Annotated in this window: 19 protein-coding genes; 1 reads left to right on the top strand and 18 read right to left on the bottom strand. The window is 63.2% G+C overall.

All coding sequences use genetic code 11. The annotated features are described in order from the left end of the window. Positions 1 to 5 precede the first annotated feature (5 nt). Genes GR138_RS11050 through GR138_RS11040 form a run of 3 tightly spaced genes read right to left on the bottom strand, consistent with a single transcriptional unit; the run spans position 6 to position 1,249 of the window. The gene (locus tag GR138_RS11050) at positions 6 to 311 is read right to left on the bottom strand and encodes an NIPSNAP family protein (RefSeq protein ID WP_160859323.1); all 306 of its coding nucleotides are present in this window, start codon (positions 309 to 311) and stop codon (positions 6 to 8) included. Positions 312 to 347: 36 nt separating this feature from the next. Continuing rightward, on the bottom strand, positions 348 to 821 hold the full coding sequence (locus GR138_RS11045; protein ID WP_160859322.1) for a GNAT family N-acetyltransferase: 474 nt from the start codon (positions 819 to 821) through the stop codon (positions 348 to 350). Then, the gene (locus GR138_RS11040; RefSeq protein ID WP_160859321.1) at positions 818 to 1,249 is read right to left on the bottom strand and encodes a rhodanese-like domain-containing protein; all 432 of its coding nucleotides are present in this window, start codon (positions 1,247 to 1,249) and stop codon (positions 818 to 820) included. Before GR138_RS11040 ends, GR138_RS11045 begins: the two co-directional genes overlap by 4 nt. Positions 1,250 to 1,336: 87 nt before the next feature. Between GR138_RS11040 and ftrA the strand changes: the two genes are divergently transcribed. Then, the gene (gene ftrA, locus GR138_RS11035; protein ID WP_160859319.1) at positions 1,337 to 2,326 is read left to right on the top strand and encodes a transcriptional regulator FtrA; all 990 of its coding nucleotides are present in this window, start codon (positions 1,337 to 1,339) and stop codon (positions 2,324 to 2,326) included. Between the two features lie 72 nt (positions 2,327 to 2,398). Here the strand turns inward: ftrA and GR138_RS11030 are convergent, their stop codons facing one another. From GR138_RS11030 to GR138_RS10960, 15 genes are all read right to left on the bottom strand, one after another. Next, positions 2,399 to 3,982 (bottom strand): peptidoglycan DD-metalloendopeptidase family protein, encoded by a 1,584-nt coding sequence (locus GR138_RS11030; RefSeq protein ID WP_160859317.1) that lies wholly within the window; start codon positions 3,980 to 3,982, stop codon positions 2,399 to 2,401. 151 nt (positions 3,983 to 4,133) lie between these two features. Continuing rightward, complete coding sequence (locus GR138_RS11025) at positions 4,134 to 4,760, bottom strand: hypothetical protein (RefSeq protein WP_160859315.1); 627 nt, start codon at positions 4,758 to 4,760, stop codon at positions 4,134 to 4,136. Between the two features lie 261 nt (positions 4,761 to 5,021). Next, positions 5,022 to 5,678 carry a protein-L-isoaspartate(D-aspartate) O-methyltransferase gene (locus GR138_RS11020; RefSeq protein WP_276508782.1) on the bottom strand — a complete coding sequence of 219 codons (657 nt, stop codon included), beginning with the start codon at positions 5,676 to 5,678 and terminating at the stop codon, positions 5,022 to 5,024. After that, positions 5,675 to 6,445, bottom strand: a complete 771-nt coding sequence (gene surE / locus GR138_RS11015; RefSeq protein ID WP_160859313.1) for a 5'/3'-nucleotidase SurE — start codon at positions 6,443 to 6,445, stop codon at positions 5,675 to 5,677. Before surE ends, GR138_RS11020 begins: the two co-directional genes overlap by 4 nt. Positions 6,446 to 6,458: 13 nt before the next feature. Next, positions 6,459 to 7,742, bottom strand: a complete 1,284-nt coding sequence (gene serS / locus GR138_RS11010) for a serine--tRNA ligase (protein ID WP_160859311.1) — start codon at positions 7,740 to 7,742, stop codon at positions 6,459 to 6,461. Between the two features lie 64 nt (positions 7,743 to 7,806). Next, complete coding sequence (gene tatC, locus GR138_RS11005; RefSeq protein ID WP_160859309.1) at positions 7,807 to 8,637, bottom strand: twin-arginine translocase subunit TatC; 831 nt, start codon at positions 8,635 to 8,637, stop codon at positions 7,807 to 7,809. Next, the gene (gene tatB, locus GR138_RS11000; protein WP_160859307.1) at positions 8,634 to 9,254 is read right to left on the bottom strand and encodes a Sec-independent protein translocase protein TatB; all 621 of its coding nucleotides are present in this window, start codon (positions 9,252 to 9,254) and stop codon (positions 8,634 to 8,636) included. Before tatB ends, tatC begins: the two co-directional genes overlap by 4 nt. A gap of 51 nt (positions 9,255 to 9,305) precedes the next feature. After that, positions 9,306 to 9,503: a twin-arginine translocase TatA/TatE family subunit gene (locus tag GR138_RS10995; RefSeq protein WP_023511864.1), complete on the bottom strand. Its 198-nt coding sequence runs from the start codon at positions 9,501 to 9,503 to the stop codon at positions 9,306 to 9,308. 42 nt (positions 9,504 to 9,545) lie between these two features. After that, positions 9,546 to 10,643, bottom strand: a complete 1,098-nt coding sequence (locus GR138_RS10990; RefSeq protein WP_160859305.1) for an ABC transporter ATP-binding protein — start codon at positions 10,641 to 10,643, stop codon at positions 9,546 to 9,548. A gap of 65 nt (positions 10,644 to 10,708) precedes the next feature. Further along, complete coding sequence (scpB, locus tag GR138_RS10985; RefSeq protein ID WP_261004093.1) at positions 10,709 to 11,413, bottom strand: SMC-Scp complex subunit ScpB; 705 nt, start codon at positions 11,411 to 11,413, stop codon at positions 10,709 to 10,711. Next, complete coding sequence (locus GR138_RS10980) at positions 11,406 to 12,218, bottom strand: segregation and condensation protein A (protein WP_160859792.1); 813 nt, start codon at positions 12,216 to 12,218, stop codon at positions 11,406 to 11,408. The genes scpB and GR138_RS10980 overlap by 8 nt, the downstream gene beginning before the upstream one ends. 76 nt (positions 12,219 to 12,294) lie before the next feature. Then, positions 12,295 to 13,314: a beta-N-acetylhexosaminidase gene (gene nagZ / locus GR138_RS10975; protein ID WP_160859301.1), complete on the bottom strand. Its 1,020-nt coding sequence runs from the start codon at positions 13,312 to 13,314 to the stop codon at positions 12,295 to 12,297. A gap of 128 nt (positions 13,315 to 13,442) precedes the next feature. Further along, positions 13,443 to 16,715 (bottom strand): SPOR domain-containing protein, encoded by a 3,273-nt coding sequence (locus GR138_RS10970; protein WP_160859299.1) that lies wholly within the window; start codon positions 16,713 to 16,715, stop codon positions 13,443 to 13,445. Positions 16,716 to 16,778: 63 nt separating this feature from the next. Beyond that, positions 16,779 to 18,539, bottom strand: coding sequence for an arginine--tRNA ligase (gene argS, locus GR138_RS10965; protein WP_160859297.1), 1,761 nt, complete (start codon positions 18,537 to 18,539; stop codon positions 16,779 to 16,781). Positions 18,540 to 18,605: 66 nt separating this feature from the next. Continuing rightward, the gene (locus tag GR138_RS10960) at positions 18,606 to 19,826 is read right to left on the bottom strand and encodes a deoxyguanosinetriphosphate triphosphohydrolase (RefSeq protein WP_160859295.1); all 1,221 of its coding nucleotides are present in this window, start codon (positions 19,824 to 19,826) and stop codon (positions 18,606 to 18,608) included. Positions 19,827 to 19,966: the final 140 nt, after the last annotated feature.

Here is a 19,966-nt window from a genome sequence, read left to right as displayed (position 1 = left end):
TCTTTTTACGAAAGAACCGGGCGCATGAAGCTGCGCTCATAGCTGATGATGCTGCGGTTACGCTTGTCCATTTCAAAAGCGGCGATGCATTCCGGGTCGTTCAGCATGCGCGTGCGGTAATCTTCATAGGTGGCAAGGCTCGGGAAGCTGAAGAGTGCGAGCGCAATGTTGTTTGCGCCCTCGCTCGGCAGAAAGTAGCCGTGATGCGTGCCGCCCATGCGATTGACGATGGGAATCCAGGCGCGGGCATAGGCTTCGAACGCCTCCAGCTTGTGCGGGTCGATGACATATCTGAGGTAGCAGGTAATCAAGGGGTTCTCCTGTGGTTGGTGGCTGCGCCGACCGTTTCAGATTCGCCGCGCGATTGGCAGGGTCCAATGCTCCCAGGCTGCATCGCGCGCAGCACCCTGCGCCGCATAGAATCGCTTGGCAGGCTCATTGTCCGGAAGCACAGTCCATCGTAGCGCCGACGCGCCGATCTCGGTCGCATGGGCCTGCAGATGCGCAAAAAGCATGCTACCCACATGCAGCCCCCGAAACGCCTCCGCGACAAACAACTCCTTCAGCACCAGGACCGGCCGCAGATCGAACGTCCACGGAATGCGGTAATGCACGGCGATGCCGGCGATCGTATGCTGTTTCACCGCAACGAACACACCGAAGGCGGGCGTCGGACCAAATCCGTGGGTCAGGAGATCGGCAGGTGTGACCAAGAAGGCGTCGAGATATCCCTCGAACACCACCAATTCCCGCATCAGTCGCCAGACCGCATCGACATCCCGCGGTTCGAACGGGCGCACGACAAGCTTGTCGGCGCTCATTCGGCAGCGACCGCGAGCAGATCGCCCGGTTCGGCTCCGGTTGCGAAGGGCAGCCCTTCATCCGCCCAGCCGGTGATGCCGCCGATCATGATTTTCACCGGCCGGCCGAGCCGCGCGAGCTTCAGCGCCGCCTGATCCGCCCCGTTGCAATGCGGACCGGCGCAGTAGGCCACGAAGAGCGTGTCCTCAGGCCACGCCGCCATGCGCGCGGTGGAAATTTCGCGGTGCGGAAGGTGCAGCGCGCCCGGCACATGCCGCCGCGCATAGGCTTCCGCAGAGCCAACGACGTGCAGCAGCACGAAGTCCTGATCGCCGGCCTTGAGGGCGGCGGAGACATCGGCGCAATCGGTCTCGACGGAAAGCCGCTTCAGGAAATGCTCGATGGCGATAGCGGATGGTGCCGGTGCGTAATCGGTGACGTAGCTCATGATCTCTGCTCCCTGTTGGATGGTTAACATCTAGCGGGTTGTGAGCCGGGATTGCAGATGGCATGAACGCCATATAGAATGAACATCATGCCAAACCCGCTATCGCTCCGCCCGTTGCCCAATCCGCTCGTCGTCGCCATCGCCTATGATCAACTCTGCACCTTCGAATTCGGCATCGCGACCGAGATCTTTGCCCTGCCACGACCTGAGATGGGCACGAACTGGTACCGCTTCGCCGTGGCCGGCGTGGATGCGGGCAACATGCGCGCGGCAGGCGGGCTGACATTCTCCGTCGATGGCGGCCTGGACCTGCTGGCTGAGGCGGGGACGATCATCATTCCGGGCTGGCGCGGCACGGACGCGCCGGTGCCGCAGGCGCTGATCGATGCGTTGACGGCAGCCCATGCGCGCGGCGCGCGTCTCCTCTCCTTCTGCTCCGGCGCCTTCGTGCTGGCGGCGGCCGGCTTGCTAGACGGCCAGCGCGCCACGACCCACTGGCGCTACACCGACACCCTGACGGCACGGCACCCGGAAATCAGAGTCAGCGCCGACGTGCTCTATGTCGATGCCGGCACGGTGTTGACCTCCGCCGGCACGGCGGCCGGGCTCGACCTCTGCCTCCATCTCATCCGCCGGGATTTCGGACCGGAAGCGGCAAACCGCGTGGCCCGCCGCCTTGTCCTCCCGGCTCACCGGGATGGTGGCCAGGCGCAGTTCATCAAGCAGGTGGTGCCGCGACCCCATGAAAGCGGCCGCCTCGGCGCGCTTCTCGACCATATGCGGGAAAATCTCGGCGCGGATCATTCCGCCGCGTCACTCGCGCGGCGTGCCGGCATGAGCACACGCACCTTCCTGCGCCGCTTCGAAGCCGCGACCGGCATGACGCCCGCGCGCTGGCTTTTGGCCCAACGGCTTGGAAAAGCACGCGACCTGCTCGAAGAAAGCGATGCGTCGGTTGAAGAGGTTGCGGCACTCTCCGGTTTCGGCACGACCGGAACGCTCCGCCACCATTTTCGACTGCACCTTGCTACAACGCCGGCCGCCTACCGCGAGGCCTTCGGTCGACGCGTCGGCTAGAAGCAGGGAAACGCGAACGGGCGGCCCTAAGGGACCGCCCGTTGCCATATCAATGCTGCCCGTCGACCAATCCTATTCCAGGAAGGTCATCGGGTTGACCGGGGTCGCATTCTTGCGCACTTCGAAGTGAACCTTCGGACGGGTGGCGTTGCCGCTCATGCCGGAGGTGGCGACGGTCTGGCCGCGCTGGATCTTCTGGCCGCGCTGCACGCTCAACTCGCCGGCATGGCCGTAGACCGTAACCGTGCCGTCGTCGTGGCGCACGAGAACCGCATTGCCGAGTTCCTTCAGGCTGCTGCCCGAGTAGATGACCACACCGTTTTCCGCCGCCTTGATCGGCGTGCCTTCCGGGACCGAAATGTCGATGCCGTCATTGCGGTTGCCTTCGACATTGGCGCCGTAGCCGGCAATGACCGCACCGCGAACCGGCCAGCGATACTTGCCGATGCCGGTCGATTCCGGCGCTTCATCCGTAACGTCCGATTTTTCCGTCGCTTCCGTGACCGAGACGGTTTTCACCGGCGCCTTGTAGGATTCCGGCTTCTTTTCCGCCGTCTCAACCTTCTTTTCCTTGTTGACCGGAACAGACGCCGTCACGGTCTTGTCGGTCGTCGCTTCGACGGCGCCGCCAGCCGGGATCGTCAGCTTCTGGCCGATGCGGATCGACGCGGTTTCAAGGCCGTTCGCCTTCTTCAGCGCATCGACGGAAACACCGTTGCTGCGCGCGATCTTGGCAAGCGAATCGCCGGGCTGCACTTCGTAGCCGGCCTTGCCCTTGCCTTCGGCAGCATCGGCGACGTTGGAATTCGTCTGGCCGCTTTCCGACTTCTGCTTCTCGCGGGTGGAGGTACCGGGCAGGATGGCGACGTTCTGCTCACCCTTGCGCTCCGGCGTCGGAAGCTTGTTGTCAACCTTGAGCGTATGGTCCGTCGAGGCCTTGGCGGCGCTGGCGGTGGTGCTGAAGGTCGGGATGACGATCTTCTGGCCGGGCTCGGCGTCGGAAGCGCGCTTCAGGCCGTTGGCCGCAAGGATTTCCTTTTCCGGAACACCGTAGCGGTTGGCGAGCGTCTTAACGCTTTCGCCCTGGCGCAGCATGACGACCGGTGCGTTGTTCGTCGACCAGCCAGCCTTGGCCTTGTTCACGGTTGCCGTGGTCAAGGTGTCCGCATCCGAGACGATAGCCTTCGCCTTGCGCTCGGTCGTGTCCCGGGCAACGGCCACTTCGCGCTCGGCATCCTGGCGGACGCCGGCTGTCGGATCGCTGAGATCGCCGCGCTGCACACGCATCGGCGTCGTCGCCAGGCGTGTGCCGGAACCGCTGGTCGTCGCCGTGTTGATCGGATCGTAGGAAACCGTACCCTGATCCGGGAACGGCTGGTTCATCGCCTCGTTGCGCGTCCCCATCTGGTCGCCCGTCGCAAACTGCTGGCCGTTGCCGACCGTGCCGCGCGGAACCGGATTGGTCTCGCCGCCGCCAAAGAGCGTGCGGCGCGGAACCGAACTCGTCGTGATATTGTCCTGACCAGAGGAGGAGGAAAAGAGGCCGCCAAAACGGGAAACGTCCGAGCTGCACCCGGTCGCAACGCTGGCCAGCAGGGCGGCCACTACCAGGCGGCTCGCGGTCCTACCAAAACTCGGCGATACACTCTTACGCATGAGACTAACCCAATCGGTACACTACTTGATGTAGGTCGATTAAAGCGCGTTAGAGTTACCGCCCGGTTAAAGTTGGGCTATCCGCAACAGGTTTTTGGTGAATTGATAACCATGGTGTTCCCGCACCATGGCAAAACCAAGGTCGAAACGACTAGAAGCCGGTCGCGTACATGCTGTCGGCGCGCGAGATGCGGCCACCGACGCGGGCGGCGTTTTCGAAATCGCCCTGGCTCGGTTGGAAGATCGCCGAAATGGGGGTGGAACGACGGACCGACTGTTCACCCGCGACGGCAGCATTTTCGAGTGCCGTATCGGGCGCCGTCATGTCGAGGGCGCTCTCATTGTAGGCGATGGCGCGCAGAGCAGCGACGGCCGGCTCGCGGGTGCCGGCGTAACGGGCGCTGCGCTGGTCCTGCATGGGCATGCTGTCGAAATATTCGATGTAAGCGCGATAGTAGCCCTTTCGGTCGCCTTCCGCGAGGAAGTGTCCGAACGCATCGTTTTCGCGCTTTTCAAGCTCCGCCGTGTCGAGATTGTTGCGCTCGGCTTCGGTCAACGCCGGCAGACTGGATGTCATCTCTTCCTTGGCGACGCTCAGCACAAGAAGGGCATCAACCGTCAGGCCGACATGGGCGGACGGATCGTAGCTGCCACCGGCGAGATGGGCGGTCGAACCAACCTCGGCATTCTCCTCAACAGCCTTGCCTGCAGCCTTGGTCGCAAGATATGCGAGACTGTCGCCGGTAGAGCTGCTGGTGATCCTGTTCGAGACGTACATTACCCTCTCCATCGGAACGACCGCATCATCTGAAAACCGGCGTCCTGCGTGGAAACTGCTGCTTCGTCACCGGCCTACGCCCCGAAACTTGCGCGAAGCTTACGCTGGTTAACAAAAGGTTAACGCGCTGTATTTGCGAGGAGAATCCTCGCGTCGCCTGCAAGCGGCGTTTCCGGAGGCCCCGGATTTCCAGCAAAAACGCCAAGAGACTCAGCAGGGCGACGGCCTGCCGAGCGACAAATACGGATCATGAGAGGGTGATTAGAGCGCCTGCGCCATCTGCGGTACGATCGGCAGGTAAGGCACGTCGAAGAGGTCTTCGCGGTCGAAACGGCTGCCGGTCTTCACCAGCTTCAGCATGCGACATTCGGTATCGCTGACCATGACAGGCGCGATCAGCATGCCTCCGGAGACAAGCTGCTCGGCAAAGGAGCGCGGCAGGGCCGGAAAGGCTGCGGTTACCAGAATGCGGTCGAAGGTGCCCTCGCCCGGCATGCCATTGCTGCCATCCGCTTGCCGCACGATGACGTTGCGGATACCGGCTTTTTCGATGGACTGCTGCGCAGTGTTGGCAAGCGTCTTGTAGCGGTCGACCGTCAGGACGCGCTCCGTCAGGCGTCCCATGACGGCGGCGGTGAATCCGCTGCCGGTGCCGACTTCGAGAATGCGCTGGCCAGCCTTGAGATTGAGGAAATGCAGGATGCGCACCGCAAGGTCGATGCCTTCCATGAACGACCCGCATTCCAGCGGCAGAACGCGGCGCGAATAGGCTTCACCGGTAAACTGCGGCGGTACGAACAGCGTGCGCGGTGTCTGCTCCACGGCCGTCAGGAGGTCGAGATTGTTGATGCCCTGCGCGCGCAGGCGCATCGCCAGCGCGGCCAAACCTTCCTTCTCGATCACCCGCCCCGTGTTCAATCCGCATCCTCGCCATTAAGCGCCCGCTGCACGCGGTCGAGCACGGCGTAGTCCGTCAGGTCGAGCTTGAGCGGCGTCACGGAAATCTTGTGGTTCTTCACCGCGTGGATGTCGGTCCCGGCGCGGAAATCGCCCTTTCTCTCGCCGAAGCGCAGCCAATAATACGGCAGGCCGCGGCCATCGGCGCGTTCGTCGATCGTCAGACCGAAATCGAGTTTACCCTGGCTCGTCACCTCGACACCCTGAAGGTCGGCGGGTGCGCAGTTCGGGAAGTTGAGGTTGAAGAATGTCCAGTCGGGCAGTTCCACATCCATCAACTGGCGGATCAGCTTCGGCGCGAAGGTTTCCGCAACCTCCCACGGCACGACACGCCCGCCGGCATGGTTATAGGCCTGGCTGAGCGCCATGGACTTGATGCCCTGCAGCGTGCCTTCGATCGCGCCGGCGATCGTGCCGGAATAGGTGACGTCATCTGCCATGTTGGCGCCGGCATTGACGCCGGACAGAACGAGACCCGGCTTCTCGTCGAGCACTTCGCGCACGCCCATGATGACGCAGTCCGTCGGCGTGCCGCGCAGCGCATACCGCTTGTCGTCGATCTTGCGCAGGCGCAGCGGCTCGGACAGCGTCAGCGAATGGGCGAGGCCGCTCTGGTCGGTCTCGGGCGCGACGATCCAGACGTCATCCGTCAGTTCGCGGGCAATCCGCTCGAGGGCAGCAAGGCCCTCGGCGTGAATACCGTCATCGTTCGTCAGAAGAATGCGCATGTCATCTCCCGCCTCAGGCGGCCTTCTCGATCTTCTTCAGCCCGCCCATATAGGGCAGCAGCACGTCCGGCACGGTGATCGTGCCATCCTCGTTGAGATAATTCTCCATGACGGCGATCAACGCGCGGCCGACGGCCGTACCCGAACCGTTCAGCGTGTGCACGAACTTCGTCGCCTTGTCGTCCTTGCCGCGATAACGCGCATTCATGCGACGGCCCTGGAAATCGCCGCAGACCGAGCAGGACGAGATTTCGCGGAACGTATCCTGCCCCGGCAGCCAGACTTCGAGGTCGTAGGTCTTGCGGGCGCCAAAGCCCATGTCGCCGGTGCACAGCGTCATGACGCGGTAGTGCAGGCCGAGACGCTTCAGGATCTCTTCCGCGCAGGCGGTCATGCGCTCGTGCTCGTCGATCGAGCTATCCGCATCGGTGATCGAGACAAGCTCGCACTTCATGAACTGGTGCTGGCGCAGCATGCCGCGGGTATCGCGGCCCGACGAACCGGCTTCCGAACGGAAGCACGGCGTCAGCGCGGTGAAGCGAAGCGGCAGCTTCTCCTGGTCGAGGATTTCCTCGCGCACCAGATTGGTGAGCGAGACTTCCGCGGTCGGGATCAACCAGCGGCCATCCGTGGTGCGGAACAGGTCTTCGGAGAATTTCGGCAGCTGGCCGGTGCCGAACATGGCGTCGTCACGCACCAGAAGCGGCGCATGGACTTCCGTATAGCCGTGTTCTCCGGTGTGCACGTCGATCATGAACTGACCGAGCGCGCGCTCAAGCCGGGCAAGCTGGCCCTTCAGCACGGTGAAACGCGAGCCGGCGATTTTCGCAGCGGCCTCGAAGTCCATCCAGCCGAGCGCTTCGCCGATTTCGTAGTGTTCGAGCGCCTTGTGGTTCCAGCCGGGTTTGCTGCCCCATGTCAGCTTCTCGACATTGCCCGTCTCGTCGCTGCCGACCGGCACGTCTTCGAGCGGGATGTTGGGGATGCGCGAGAGCTGATCGGTGAGTTCCGCCGTGACCTGGCGCTCTTCCTCTTCCGCAGCCGGAAGCAGATCCTTGATCGCGGTAACCTCGGCTTTCAGCTTTTCGGCAAGCTCGCTGTTCTTGCTCGCCATCGCCGCGCCGATCTCCTTGGAGGCGGCGTTGCGGCGCGACTGCATGTCCTGCGCCTTCTGGATCACGCTGCGGCGCTTCTCGTCGAGATCGATCAGCGTCGTTGCAAGGGGGCTGGCGCCTCTCTTCGCCAGAGCGGCGTCGAAGGCGTCGGCATTGTCGCGGATCCATTTGATATCAAGCATTGTCGTTCCAGGCGTTCCGTGGATTGAGACCCATCCGCGCCCGGCAGCGACCTGCCGACGAGGCTCAGTCAGCCTCGTCCGGCGTTGCAGCGACCTCGTTTTCCGCATCTTGTGCGTTGGAGGCGCTCGCCCGCTGCCGTTCGATGAGTCGGGCCGTATAGATGGAAATCTCGTAGAGAAGGATGGCCGGCAGTGCAAGGCCGATCTGGGAGACCGGGTCCGGCGGCGTCAGCACGGCGGCGACGACGAAGGCGATGACGATGGCGTATTTACGCTTTTCCTTCAGCGTCTGCGACGTGATGAAACCGGCGCGCACGAGCAGCGACGAGATGACCGGAAGCTGGAAGACCAGGCCGAAGGCGAAGATCAGCGACATGATCAGGCTGAGATATTCGGACACTTTCGGCAGGAGCTGGATCGACACCTGCCCCTCGCCGCCGCCCTGTTCCATGGCGAGGAAGAACCACATGACCATCGGCGTGAAGAAGAAATAGACCAGCGCCGCGCCAATGAGAAAGAGGATCGGCGAAGCGATCAGGAACGGCAGGAAGGCGGAACGCTCGTTCTTGTAGAGGCCCGGCGCGACGAACTTGTAGATTTGCTGCGCGATCACCGGGAAGGCGATGACAAACGCGCCGAACATCGCGACCTTGATCTGCGTGAAGAAGAATTCCTGCGGCGCCGTATAGATCAGCTCCACATTGCGGTGCGTCAGCCCCGCCCATTCCACCGCCCATTTGAACGGCAGGACGAGCAGGTTGAACAGCTGCTTGGCGAAGTAGAAGCAGACGAGGAACGCCACGAAGAACGCGCCGACCGCCCAGAGCAGGCGCTGGCGAAGCTCGATCAGGTGCTCGATCAGCGGCTGGGGCTTGTCTTCGATATCGCCGCTCATGCCTCGTCCTTCTTGGTCTTCGCTGTCTTGGACTTGGCGGAAGCCGCCTTCTTGCCGGATGCAACCTTCGCGGCCGGTTTCGTTTCGACCTCGACCTTGGCCTCGGTCTTGGCCGGTGCCTTGCGCGGTTTTGCCGTCTTCGCGGCGCTGGCGGAGGACGTCTTCGCCGCAGTCTTCCGGGTCGGCCCCGCCTTGAGCGGAACAGCGGCCACCGGCTCGGTGGAGGCCGGCTTTTGCGCCTCCGACGGCACGGCGACGGGCGCACTGGAGACGCTGTCGACCGGATTTGCCGCCGAACTCGAAGACGAGACCGAACTGGTCGTCTTCTGCAGATCGGCCTTGATGTCGTTGCCCATCTGGCGCAGCGGATTGACCGCATCGCGGATGGTGTTCAGCGGGTTGAGCTTCTGCGCCTCGCCGATCGTCTTCTTGACGTCTTCGAGGTCGGCCTCGCGCAACGCCTCGTCGAACTGCTGGCGGAAATCACTCGCCATGCCGCGCATCTTCGACATCATCCGGCCAAACGTCCGCAACATCTGCGGCAGGTCTTTGGGACCCACCACGATGATCAGAACAATGGCGATGACGAGTATTTCGGTCCAGCCGACATCAAGCATGGGGTCGTGTCCTCATGGGCCGCGAACCGATGCTCGCGGCCGGAATCCCGGTCACTTGACCTCGTCGGCCTTGTGATCGACGGTCTTCGCCTTGTCAGCGGCGGCGGCTTCCTCGTCGGACATGCCCTTCTTGAAGTTCTTGATGCCCTTGGCGACATCGCCCATCAGTTCCGGAATCTTGCCGCGGCCGAACAACAGCAGCACAACCACCAGAACGATCAGCCAATGCCAGATGCTGAATGAACCCATTCCCGTAACTCCCTTTCGAATTCGAACCCCGATGTAAGACGTTCAGCCGTCTTTTACAAACACTAGTATGTCGCGCTGGTTAGCCGAAAGCGTGACATCACGCAATCCGGCCGCCAATTGATCCGCGCGGACACGCGCCCTGACCGGCCGCTCGGTGCCGGAGACCGCAAGTTCCAGCAATTCGACCACACCAAGAAACCGCCGCGACAGGATGCGGGCAGGCACATCGCCGCCGCTCTCGCTCACATGCAGGCCCGAAAGGCGCACCGCGACCCGCACCTTCTGCCCGTCACTGAAATGCCGGCCGTCGACATTGCCGAGCGGCGTCTCCACGCGGCCGCCGCGCACGTATCCGGGAAACTCGTTGATTTCCGAAAAGAAGGCGGCGGCAAAAATGTCCTTGGGATTGAGATACAACTCCTCCGCCGTGCCCTCCTGCACAAGCCGCCCGTCCTTCAAAAGCGCAATGCGATCGCCCATACGCATCGCTTCTTCGGCGTCATGCGTCACGACGATGGCGCTTGCCCGCGACTGGCGCAGGATCGCCAGCGTATCGGCACGGATCGAATCCTTGAGGCGTGAATCGAGGCCGGAGAACGGCTCGTCCATCAGGAGAACCGACGGGCGCGGCGCCAGCGCCCGGGCGAGCGCCACACGCTGCTGCTCGCCGCCGGACAGGACATGCGGAAACTTTTCGGCATAGTGCGCCAGGCCGACGCGTTCCAGCGCGGCCTCGGCTTCGGCCTCTGCCTCCGCACGCGGCAAGGCCGTCAGGCCAAAGCGCACATTGTCGAGCACCGACATATGGGGAAAGAGCGCGAAATCCTGAAACATCAGGCCGACGCCGCGTCGCTCCGGCGGCAGGAACAGGTCGGGACCAGCGATCTCGCGGTCGTTCAGGAGAACGCGGCCGGCCGACTGCGCCTCGATGCCGGCGGCAATGCGAAGAAGCGTGGTCTTGCCGGAGCCGGAGGGGCCGAGCAGACAGAGCACCTGCCCCGGTTTCGCCGTCAGCGAAATGCCGCGAATGGTTTCCTTGCCGTGATAGCTATGGTGGATATCCTCGAAGGTCAGACTTGCCGCGAAGGTGACCGCGGATGCCCGTCTCGTCTCGATACCGTTTGACGGGTCCGAAGCCATTTCCCGAAGTCTTTCCCTGCCGCCGGCCCGCGGGCCAAGCCTACAGTCCTGTCATAAAGCTTCGTTTATTCGTCTGCTTTACCGCCCGGTGTCAAGAGACCGAGTTCTTCGAGATCGAGTGCGGTGATCGGGTCCTCATCGTCAGCGATCTCGTCCTCGCCAAGCGGCAGCGGCACCTGGAAGTTGGAGGGGATGCGGCCGGAAAGCAGCCCCGCCCCCTTCAATTCATCGAGGCCAGGCAGGTCGCGCAGTTCCTCAAGGCCGAAATGATCGAGGAAATCCCGCGTGGTGCCGAAGGTGACGGGGCGGCCAGGCGAACGCCGGCGGCCGCGAAAGCGCACCCAGCCCGCCTCCATCAAAACGTCCAGCGTCCCCTTGGAGGTCTGCACGCCGCGGATATCTTCGATTTCGGCGCGGGTAACAGGTTGGTGATAGGCGATGATCGACAGCACTTCGAGCGCGGCACGCGACAATTTGCGCACCTCCGTCTCGTCGGTCCGAATGACAAAGGACAAATCCGGCGCCGTTCGGAACGCCCAACTGTCGTCGATCTGGATGAGATTGACGCCACGCCCGGCATAGAGGCCCTTGAGTTCGCGCATCACATGCAGCACGTCCACGCCGCGCGGCAGGCGTTCGGCAATATAGCTCTGCGAAACGAGCCCGGCGGACGCGAAGATAAGCGCTTCCGCGATCCGCGCCGCCTCATGCAACCGGCGCGGATCGACGATCGTCCCGCTTTCCGCTTCGTCATCCTCGTGTTCAGCCACGCTCGGTGCCCCCGTCGTCTTCGCCTTGCGGTTTCGGCCCCTTGCGCAGGTAGATCGGCTGGAAGGCGCCATCCTGGCGCAGCTCCAACCGCCCTTCCCTGACGAGCTCCAGCGTTGCCGCAAAGGCGCTGGCGATCGCCGTCGTGCGCTCGGCCGGGTCCGTCAGATAGCGCAGCATGAAGTGATCGAGCGCCGTCCAGTCGCCATCGAACTCGCCGAACAGCAACTGAAGGATCTCGCGCGCATCGGCGAGCGACCAGACACTGCGCCGCTCGATGGTCACCTGCGTGACCGCGTGGCGTTGACGCATCGATGCGTAGGCGCTCAGGAGATCGTAGAGCGAGGCCTCGAAGGCCGAGCGGCGCTCCGTCGGGATGTGCTCGGGCATGCCCCGGACAAAGATGTCGCGACCGAGACGGTTGCGGTTGACGAGCTTGCCGGCGGCGTCGCGCATCGCCTCCAGACGCTTGAGGCGGAAGGCCAGGCTCGCTGCCATTTCCTCGCCGGTCGGTCCGTCGTCCTTCGCCTGCTTGGGGATCAGCAGGCGGGACTTGAGATAGGCAAGCCATGCGGCCATGACGAGGTAGTCGGCTGCAAGTTCGATGCGGATTTTTCGCGCCCGGTCGATAAAGGCCAGGTACTGCTCGGTCAGCGCCAGCACCGAGATGCGGGTCAGATCGACCTTCTGCGTGCGGGCAAGGTGCAGGAGAAGATCGAGCGGACCTTCGAAACCGGCGAGATCGACGACGAGGCTTTCCTCCGAAAGACCCCGCCCCTCGGCGTCGTCCTGCCACAGGTCGTCCATCGGCGCATCCGCACCGCGACCCTTCTTCGGAGACTTGCCGCCCGTCACCTGCACGTCGCTCCTTTTGCGGAGGCCGTCAGGCCACCGCGATCATGGCGTTGAACTCTTCGCGCAGAGCCTGTTCATCCGCCCCGTCCGGCGTCGGAAAGCCTGCGCGTACCGCGTTCGCCCGCCGCAGGCTGTCGCCGGCAAGCGGGGGAACGTTTTCTGTCACCGCAATCATTTCGTCCATGATGCCATGGCAATGCAACACCATGTCGAGGCCGGCGGCGATGATTCCCCGGCTTCTTTCGGCAATATCGCCCTTGAGGGCATTCATCGACACGTCATCGGACATCAGGAGCCCGTCGAAGCCCATATGGCCGCGGACAATATCACGCACGACCTTGGCCGACGTCGTTGCCGGGTTGTCGGCATCGATGGCGGTGAAGACGATATGCGCCGACATCGCCATCAACTCATCCTTCATGCGCTGGAAGGGAATGAAATCGCACGCCTCAAGCTCTTCCCGGCTCGCATGCACGACCGGCAGGTCATGGTGGGAATCGACCATGGTGCGGCCGTGGCCCGGCATGTGCTTCATGATCGGCAGCAGGCCGCCGGCCTTGAGCCCTTCGCCAGCGGCCTTGCCCATGGCGGAAACGATCTCCGGCTCCTGTCCGTAGGCGCGATTGCCGATAACGTCGTGCACACCCGGCACGGCGACGTCGAGCACCGGCAGGCAATCGACATTGATGCCGAGACGGAGAAGATCGAAGGCGTGCAGGCGCGACATCAGCCAGGCGGCGCGCAGCCCCTTTTCCGCGTCCGCGCGGTAGATGGCGCCGAGGGCGGCGGCGTTCGGGTATTGCTGGACATGCGGCGGCTTGATGCGCTGGACACGCCCGCCCTCCTGGTCGATCAGCACCGGAATGGTGGCGTCGCCACCCACGCAGTCGCGCATTTCCGCCGTCAGGTCCGCGACCTGCGCCAGTTCACCGATATTGCGGCCAAACAGGATGAAGCCCCAGGGCCGCTCGCTGCGGAAGAAGGCCTTTTCGTCGGCCGTAAGACTCAGGCCCTTGCAGCCTGAAAGGAAGGATTTCGATTCGCTCATGTCAGCAATCTTAGAGGTTCGGTTGGGAAAGACGAAGGGCGCGTCGGCGACGATTTTCTGCACAGCGCCCCGTTGGAATCAAAGAGGCGCGGAACAGGTCCCGCGCCTCTGAAATCAAGCTGTCAGCCTTAGCGGGTGACGAGGCAGCTGCCGCCCGCGCTCTTGTAGCGGCTGCAGAGCGAATTGGCTTCTTCACGCGATCCGGCCGGGATGCGAACGCGGAAGAAGGTACCCTTGTTCGGGATTTCCGCCTTCTTGATATCCACACCGCGACCGCCGATGACGCTGCCGAACTTCGAGGACAGCGAATTGTAGCTCTTCTGCGCCTCGGCTTCCGACGGCAGCGAAGCGATCTGGATCACGTAGCTGCCCGGTGCGACAGCGGCGACCTGCGTCTGTTCCGCCGTCTGCTGCGTCTGGGTCGGCGTTGCTTCGGCAGTCTCCGTGCCGCGAACGTTGCCGTTTTCGGTCACTGTGCCGACAACGGTGACCGGCTGGTCGACCGGACGCGTGACAGGGACCGGCGTATTGCCGTCGGTCGACGTGCTCGTGGCGCCGATGGTCGTCGTCTTCACCGTGCGCACGGGCGCGGTGTCGTCGACCTCGGCATCTGCCGCTTCGGCAAGCGCCGAGCGCGGCTGACCTTCTGCAGCACCCTGTTCTGTGCGCAGGGAGGCATTGGCATCAAGCGTCGCGTTCGTTGCGGCCTCCCCCGAAGCCGTACCGGTCGTTCCCGTCGCCTTGGCGTCGATCTGCGCGATCTCCGTTGCCGGCTCGGTCACGATCTCCTCGCGGGCGACAAGCGTGCCATCCGGCTTGACGATCATGGTCTTGACCTTGCGCGGCGAGACGAGCGGCTTGTTGCCACCGTCGGCCGTCGCCGTGGCGGGTTCGTCGACGCCCGGCAGCACGCGGTTTTCGTCGTCAGCCGCGATAACCGCCTCGACGCCGTCTTCCTGTCCGTCGAACGGCAGGGTTTCCGGCGTCAGCGTACGCTGCACCACGTCGACCGGTTCTTCCGTCGAGGTGACGAGCTGTTCCTGCTGCGGCGTGCTGGCATTGTCGCCGGCGACGCGATCGTAAACGGCCTTGTCCTGGTTCGGAACGGTCTTGCCGCCCTTTTCCTCGGGCACGACCTTGATCGGTTCCTTGTCGGCGAGAATGACGCGCGGCTCGCCGGAGCCAACCGTGCCGCCGGTAAAGGCGGACCAGGCGTAGACGCCGCCGCCACCGATGAGAACAAGGCCGGCAATCGAGGCGGCAATCAACAGGCCGCGGCGCGGGCGGGCAGGTTCGTCATCGTAGCCGTCACCGGCATAGAGCGGGCTTGCCTGACCCGGATCGACCGGAATGGCCATGCGCTCCGGCTGGTTCAGCGAGCGGCGGAAATCCTCTTCGAGCGCGCGCTCGAAATCGTCGACGTCATTGATCTGCGCCGCCGGCTGTTTTTCGGCTGCCGCCACGGCAGCCGTCGCCTGGCGGCTTTCGCCCTTCGCCTTGGCGGCCGGCTCGCTGAAGAGCTGTGCCATTTCCGCGTCGATGTCGAAGTCGTAATCCGGCTGGTAGACCGGCGGCTTCTCCTTCTCTACGACCGGGAGGTGCGGCACATCCAGTTCCGTAACCGGAGAAACACCCACATCGGTGTCGGCGATCATCGAAGGATCGAAGGGCAGCGCGCCGTCATTCGTCTCGACGGCGATCGGCTGCGGCTTCGTATAGGTCGAAACCGGTACGGCGACAACGGGTTCGCGGCGAACAGCCGCCTGCACTTCGACCGGCTTTACGACCTCTGCCTTCTTCTCCGGCACCTTGACCGCAGCCACCGCTACGGCAGGCTTGACCTCATGCTTTACCGGCTCGTCATTGAGCGACAGATCGGACAGGTCCAGGTCAATGTCGGAGAGATCGAACTCCAGATTGTCGAGATCAATCTCAGGCTCGGCGACAGCCACCGGCTCGCGCCGTGCTTCGACGACAGGCGCCTGAACGGTTTCGACGATCGGCTTGCTGATCGGCTCGACGACAGGCGTGATCGCCTTTTCGACGACGGGAGGCGTGATTGCCTTTTCGGCAACAACGGGCGTGATCGCCTTTTCAGCCACAGGACCGCGATGCGCGACGGGTGTTGCACGGCCGAAGATGGCGGAAATATTGGCGGGCGGATTGCGCGCCGATATCGCTGCCGACGCAGCAGCAGCAACCGTAGCGCTGGCGACCTGCGAGCGGCTTTCCGGCACGGGATAACGCTCAATGTCGGCAAGCAGCGCGTCGTGGTCGTAGTCCTGACCCTTTGCCACGGACTCGACCTGATAGCCTGGTTCCGGCACAAAAGCCGGCTCTTCCGCCTGCCACTGAGTTTCGGCCTCGGCAACGACGCGGGCATGCTCTTCCCGCGTCTGATAGGGCATCGCCTCGACGAAGTGTGGCTCCTCGCGCTCGTAGGCGGCTTCGGCCCGGAACGGCTGTGCGGCCTCGACGACAGTGTCGTCTGCCGTCAAGCCGTCGAACCGCGGCTCCACATAGCTTTCCACCACCTCGACAGCCATCGGCTCGACGAAGGACGCGTCCACACCTTGCGCTTCCCCCTGCTCAGGCTCAGCCGCGAAAAGTTCGTCGGCAAAACCGTCGCCAATCGACAGCTCCAGTTCACGCTCGAGGTCAAGGCCGACATCATCGAACAGGCTCTCGTCCGTGGATACCGGCTGAAGGCCGAGAAAGGCCGGCTGGTCGGCATCGGGCTGCGCAGGCGTATAGGTCTCCAACGCAGGCTCATTGCGGACCGGCTCTTCAAAACGCGGCTCGAACCGTTCAGCGAATGCCTGACCGGCATGCTGTGCCGATTTGGTATCGATGGACGGCACATCGTACAAAACCGCTTCCAGCTCATCGGCAAGCAACAGCGCCGAATCTGCACCCAGCTCGGCCTCGTCCTGCCGGGCATCGGCAACAGCCGCTTCGCTTGGGAGCGATGCATTGTCATCTTCGAAAACGGGCTCAGGACGCGCCTCGAAGGCAGGCTCCTGGCGAGCGGCATGCTGCACCGGAAGATCGCGCGACGGCGCGTCGTCCAGCAGGGCATCGCGATCCTCGACAACCGGAGCCGGCTCTTCAAAAACCGGCTCGACATGGCGGGGCACGGCCCTCTCAGCAACGATCGGTTCGACGGCGCCGCGGGTCGGCATATCGAACTGCTCGAAGGCGCGCATGAGTTCGTCCTCGAGGGCGAGCACGGGGTTCTCATGGCGCGGCGCTGCCTCGGCAGCATCGGAGCGGGACTTGCTGACACCCTGGACCGGGCGAGGCTCGAAATTGACGAGACGGGCAAGCTCGCTCAACGGATCATCATCTGCCAGAAGATCCGTATCAGCGGTTCCGCTTCGTGCGAAGTTCTTGTCGGCCATACTGCTTCCCACTCAAAAGCTACAAAGACGCGTTTGCCAGCTTATTGTGGGTAAATGGTGACGTTATCGCATTTCGTCCGGTGCTGCGGTGCCTGTAATGGACAGGCCCGATTTAAGAACAGACGCGACAGCGTGCACCAGCCCAAGTCTGGCGATACTCAATTCTCTATTTTTATCGTTAACAAACCGTAATTCCGGTTGTTCTTTACCTTTATTCCAGTGTCCGTGGAACGCGCCGGCAAGATCATAGAGATAAAACGCGATGCGGTGAGGCTCCTGCGCGGCGGCCGCACCCTCGATGACACGGGGGAACTCTGCCAGCTTCGCGAGAAGCTGCAATTCGCTCGGATCGACGATATTCCCGGCAATTGCGCCGGCTAGGTCGAGCGAGGCAACGTCGAGATCCGGGAAGGCCTCCGCCGCCTGGCGGAACACAGACATGCAGCGCGCATGGGCGTATTGCACGTAGAAGACCGGATTGTCCTTGGACTGTTCCGTCACCTTGGCAAAGTCGAAGTCGAGCGGCTCGCTATTCTTGCGATACAGCATCATGAAGCGAACCGAATCACGGCCGACTTCTTCGACGACTTCCCGCAGGGTGACGAAGTCGCCGGAGCGCTTCGACATCTTCACCGGCTCGCCGTTGCGGAACAGCTTTACAAGCTGGCACAGCAGGACGGTCAGCTTCGCCTTACCCTCCGAGACGGCGCGCGCGACAGCTTCCAGACGCTTGACGTAGCCGCCATGGTCGGCGCCGAGCACATAGATCATCTCGTCGAAACCGCGATCATACTTGTCCTTGAAGTAGGCGACGTCGGCCGCGAAATAGGTATAGGAACCGTCCGACTTGATCAGCGGACGATCGATATCGTCACCCACTTCCGTCGAACGAAACAGTGTCTGCTCGCGGTCTTCCCAGTCCTCCGGCAGCTGTCCCTTCGGCGGTGGCAGCACGCCCTTGTAGACATGGCCCTTGAAGGTGAGGTCGTTGATCGCGGTGCGGATGGACGCACCGTTGCCGGCATGCAGCGAACGCTCGGAGAAGAAGATATCGTGATGGACGTTGAGCGCGGCAAGATCCTCGCGGATCATCGCCATCATCATCTCGATCGTCTTCTCCTTGACGATCGGCATCCACTGATGCTCCGGCATGGCGCGCAGCGTCGTGCCGTGTTCGGCAGCCAGCGCCTCGCCGACAGGAACCAGGTAGTCGCCGGGATAGAGGCCCGCCGGGATCTCGCCGATCGCCTCGCCCAGAGCCTCGCGGTACCGCAGGAAGGCCGAGCGTGCCAGCACGTCGATCTGCGAGCCGGCATCATTGATGTAATATTCCTTGGTCACCGCATAGCCAGCAAAGGCGAGCAGGTTGGCGAGCGCGTCGCCCACCACGGCGCCGCGGCAATGGCCGACATGCATCGGGCCGGTCGGGTTGGCGGAGACATATTCGACATTGACCTTGCGGCCGTCGCCAAGCGAACTGCGGCCGTAGTCCGTGCCGGCCCTGACCATGCCGGCAAGCAGCTTCTGCCAGTAGGCGACGGACAGGCGCACGTTGATGAAGCCGGGGCCGGCGACGCTGACATCCGCCACTTCCGGGTCGTTTTTCAGTTCCGTGACGATGCGGTCTGCGAGCGCGCGCGGATTGAGGCCAAGCGGCTTGGCCAGCACCATCGCCGCGTTGGTCGCGACATCACCATGGCTGGCATCGCGCGGCGGCTCGACGCTGATACGGGAGAAATCGAGTTCGGCCCGCTTCTCACGGACGATATCAAGTCCTTCGAGTACGTGTTTGATTCTGTTATCGAAGTCTGTAAAAAGGTTCATCTCATCCATCCGCGCGCAGCGGCCCGTTTCGGGCCATTTCTGCGAAGAAGTTCAGGTGGCGGCTGACTACCGCAATTCGGGGGTATGGTCAAACAGACGGCGATGGGTGTTGACCGCGTAATTGTCGGTCATCCCCGCCAGATAGTCGCCGACATGGCGGGCCCTTGCCGATTCCGGCATGGTCGCGATGCGATCCACCCAGTAGTGCCCCTGCATGAGCTGCGGGTCATCCATATAAGCATGGAAAAGGTCTGTCAGGATCGAGGCCGCGTTGGCGCGCACGCGCATGACGTCCGGATGGCGGTAGATGCGCGAGAAAAGCAGCTTTTTGATCTGCTTGTCGGTGACAGACATCTCTTCCGAGAATGTCGCGAGGCACCGGCGCGCTTTGCGCACGTCCTCGGCGCTTTCCGGCCGTTCGTCGCGGATCGCCTCCTGCGCATAGCCGATCACATCCTCCACCATGGCGGTGATCTGGCGGCGCATGATCTCGTGGGTGAAGCGCGCGGCTTCGAGGCCGGGATATTTGTCGCGCACATCCGTCATGAGCTTGGCGAGGAACGGCACCTCCTCCAGCATCTCGAAGGTGAGATAGCCGGAGCGCAGGCCGTCGTCGATGTCGTGGGTGTTGTAGGCGATGTCGTCGGCGATCGCCGCCACCTGTGCCTCGAGGCTGGCGAAACTGGCCAGCTCCAGATCGTGCAGGGCGCAATATTCCAGGATGGGACGCGGTACGTCGTCGCCATGCGTGCACTCGCCGGTCGGCCCGATCAGCGGGCCATTGTGCTTGACGAGCCCTTCCAGGCTTTCCCAGGTGAGGTTCAGCCCGTCGAACTCGGCATAGCGCCGCTCCAGCTTGGTGACGATGCGCAGCGACTGCGCATTGTGGTCGAAGCCGCCGAAGGGCTCCAGAACCTCGTGCAGCGCGTCCTCGCCGGTATGGCCGAAAGGTGTGTGGCCGAAATCATGCACCAGCGCGACGCCCTCGGCGAGGTCCTCGTCAAGCTTCAGCGCGCGTGCCAGGGCGCGGGCGATCTGCGCCACTTCGATCGTGTGGGTAAGCCGCGTGCGATAGTGATCGCCGTCGGCGGCTATGAAGACCTGGGTCTTGTGCTTGAGGCGTCGGAAGGCGGTCGTGTGCACGATCCGGTCGCGGTCGCGTTGGAAGTCCGACCGTGTGGGGCTTTCCGGCTCGGGATGAAGCCGCCCACGGGTCGCCCAGGGGTCGCAAGCATAGATGGCGCGTTGTCCTGCGCCAAAACCCAGCGCATGTCTGTCCAGTGTCATTCGTCACCTGCATTCACACCGCCCATTGACGCGGCCTCAATGCCTTCATACCTATAGTGTGCACAGCGGCAAGTCCGGCTGCAAGGCATGCTTGAAAAACCAGTCTTTTCAGTGATTTGTTTTCAACACCTCGCAACAGA

Origin of the sequence: Shinella kummerowiae (genome assembly GCF_009827055.1) — a bacterium.
Taxonomy (GTDB): domain Bacteria; phylum Pseudomonadota; class Alphaproteobacteria; order Rhizobiales; family Rhizobiaceae; genus Shinella; species Shinella kummerowiae.
The sequence above is the reverse complement of the archived record's forward strand: the minus strand, read 5'-3'. Positions and strand labels throughout refer to the sequence as shown.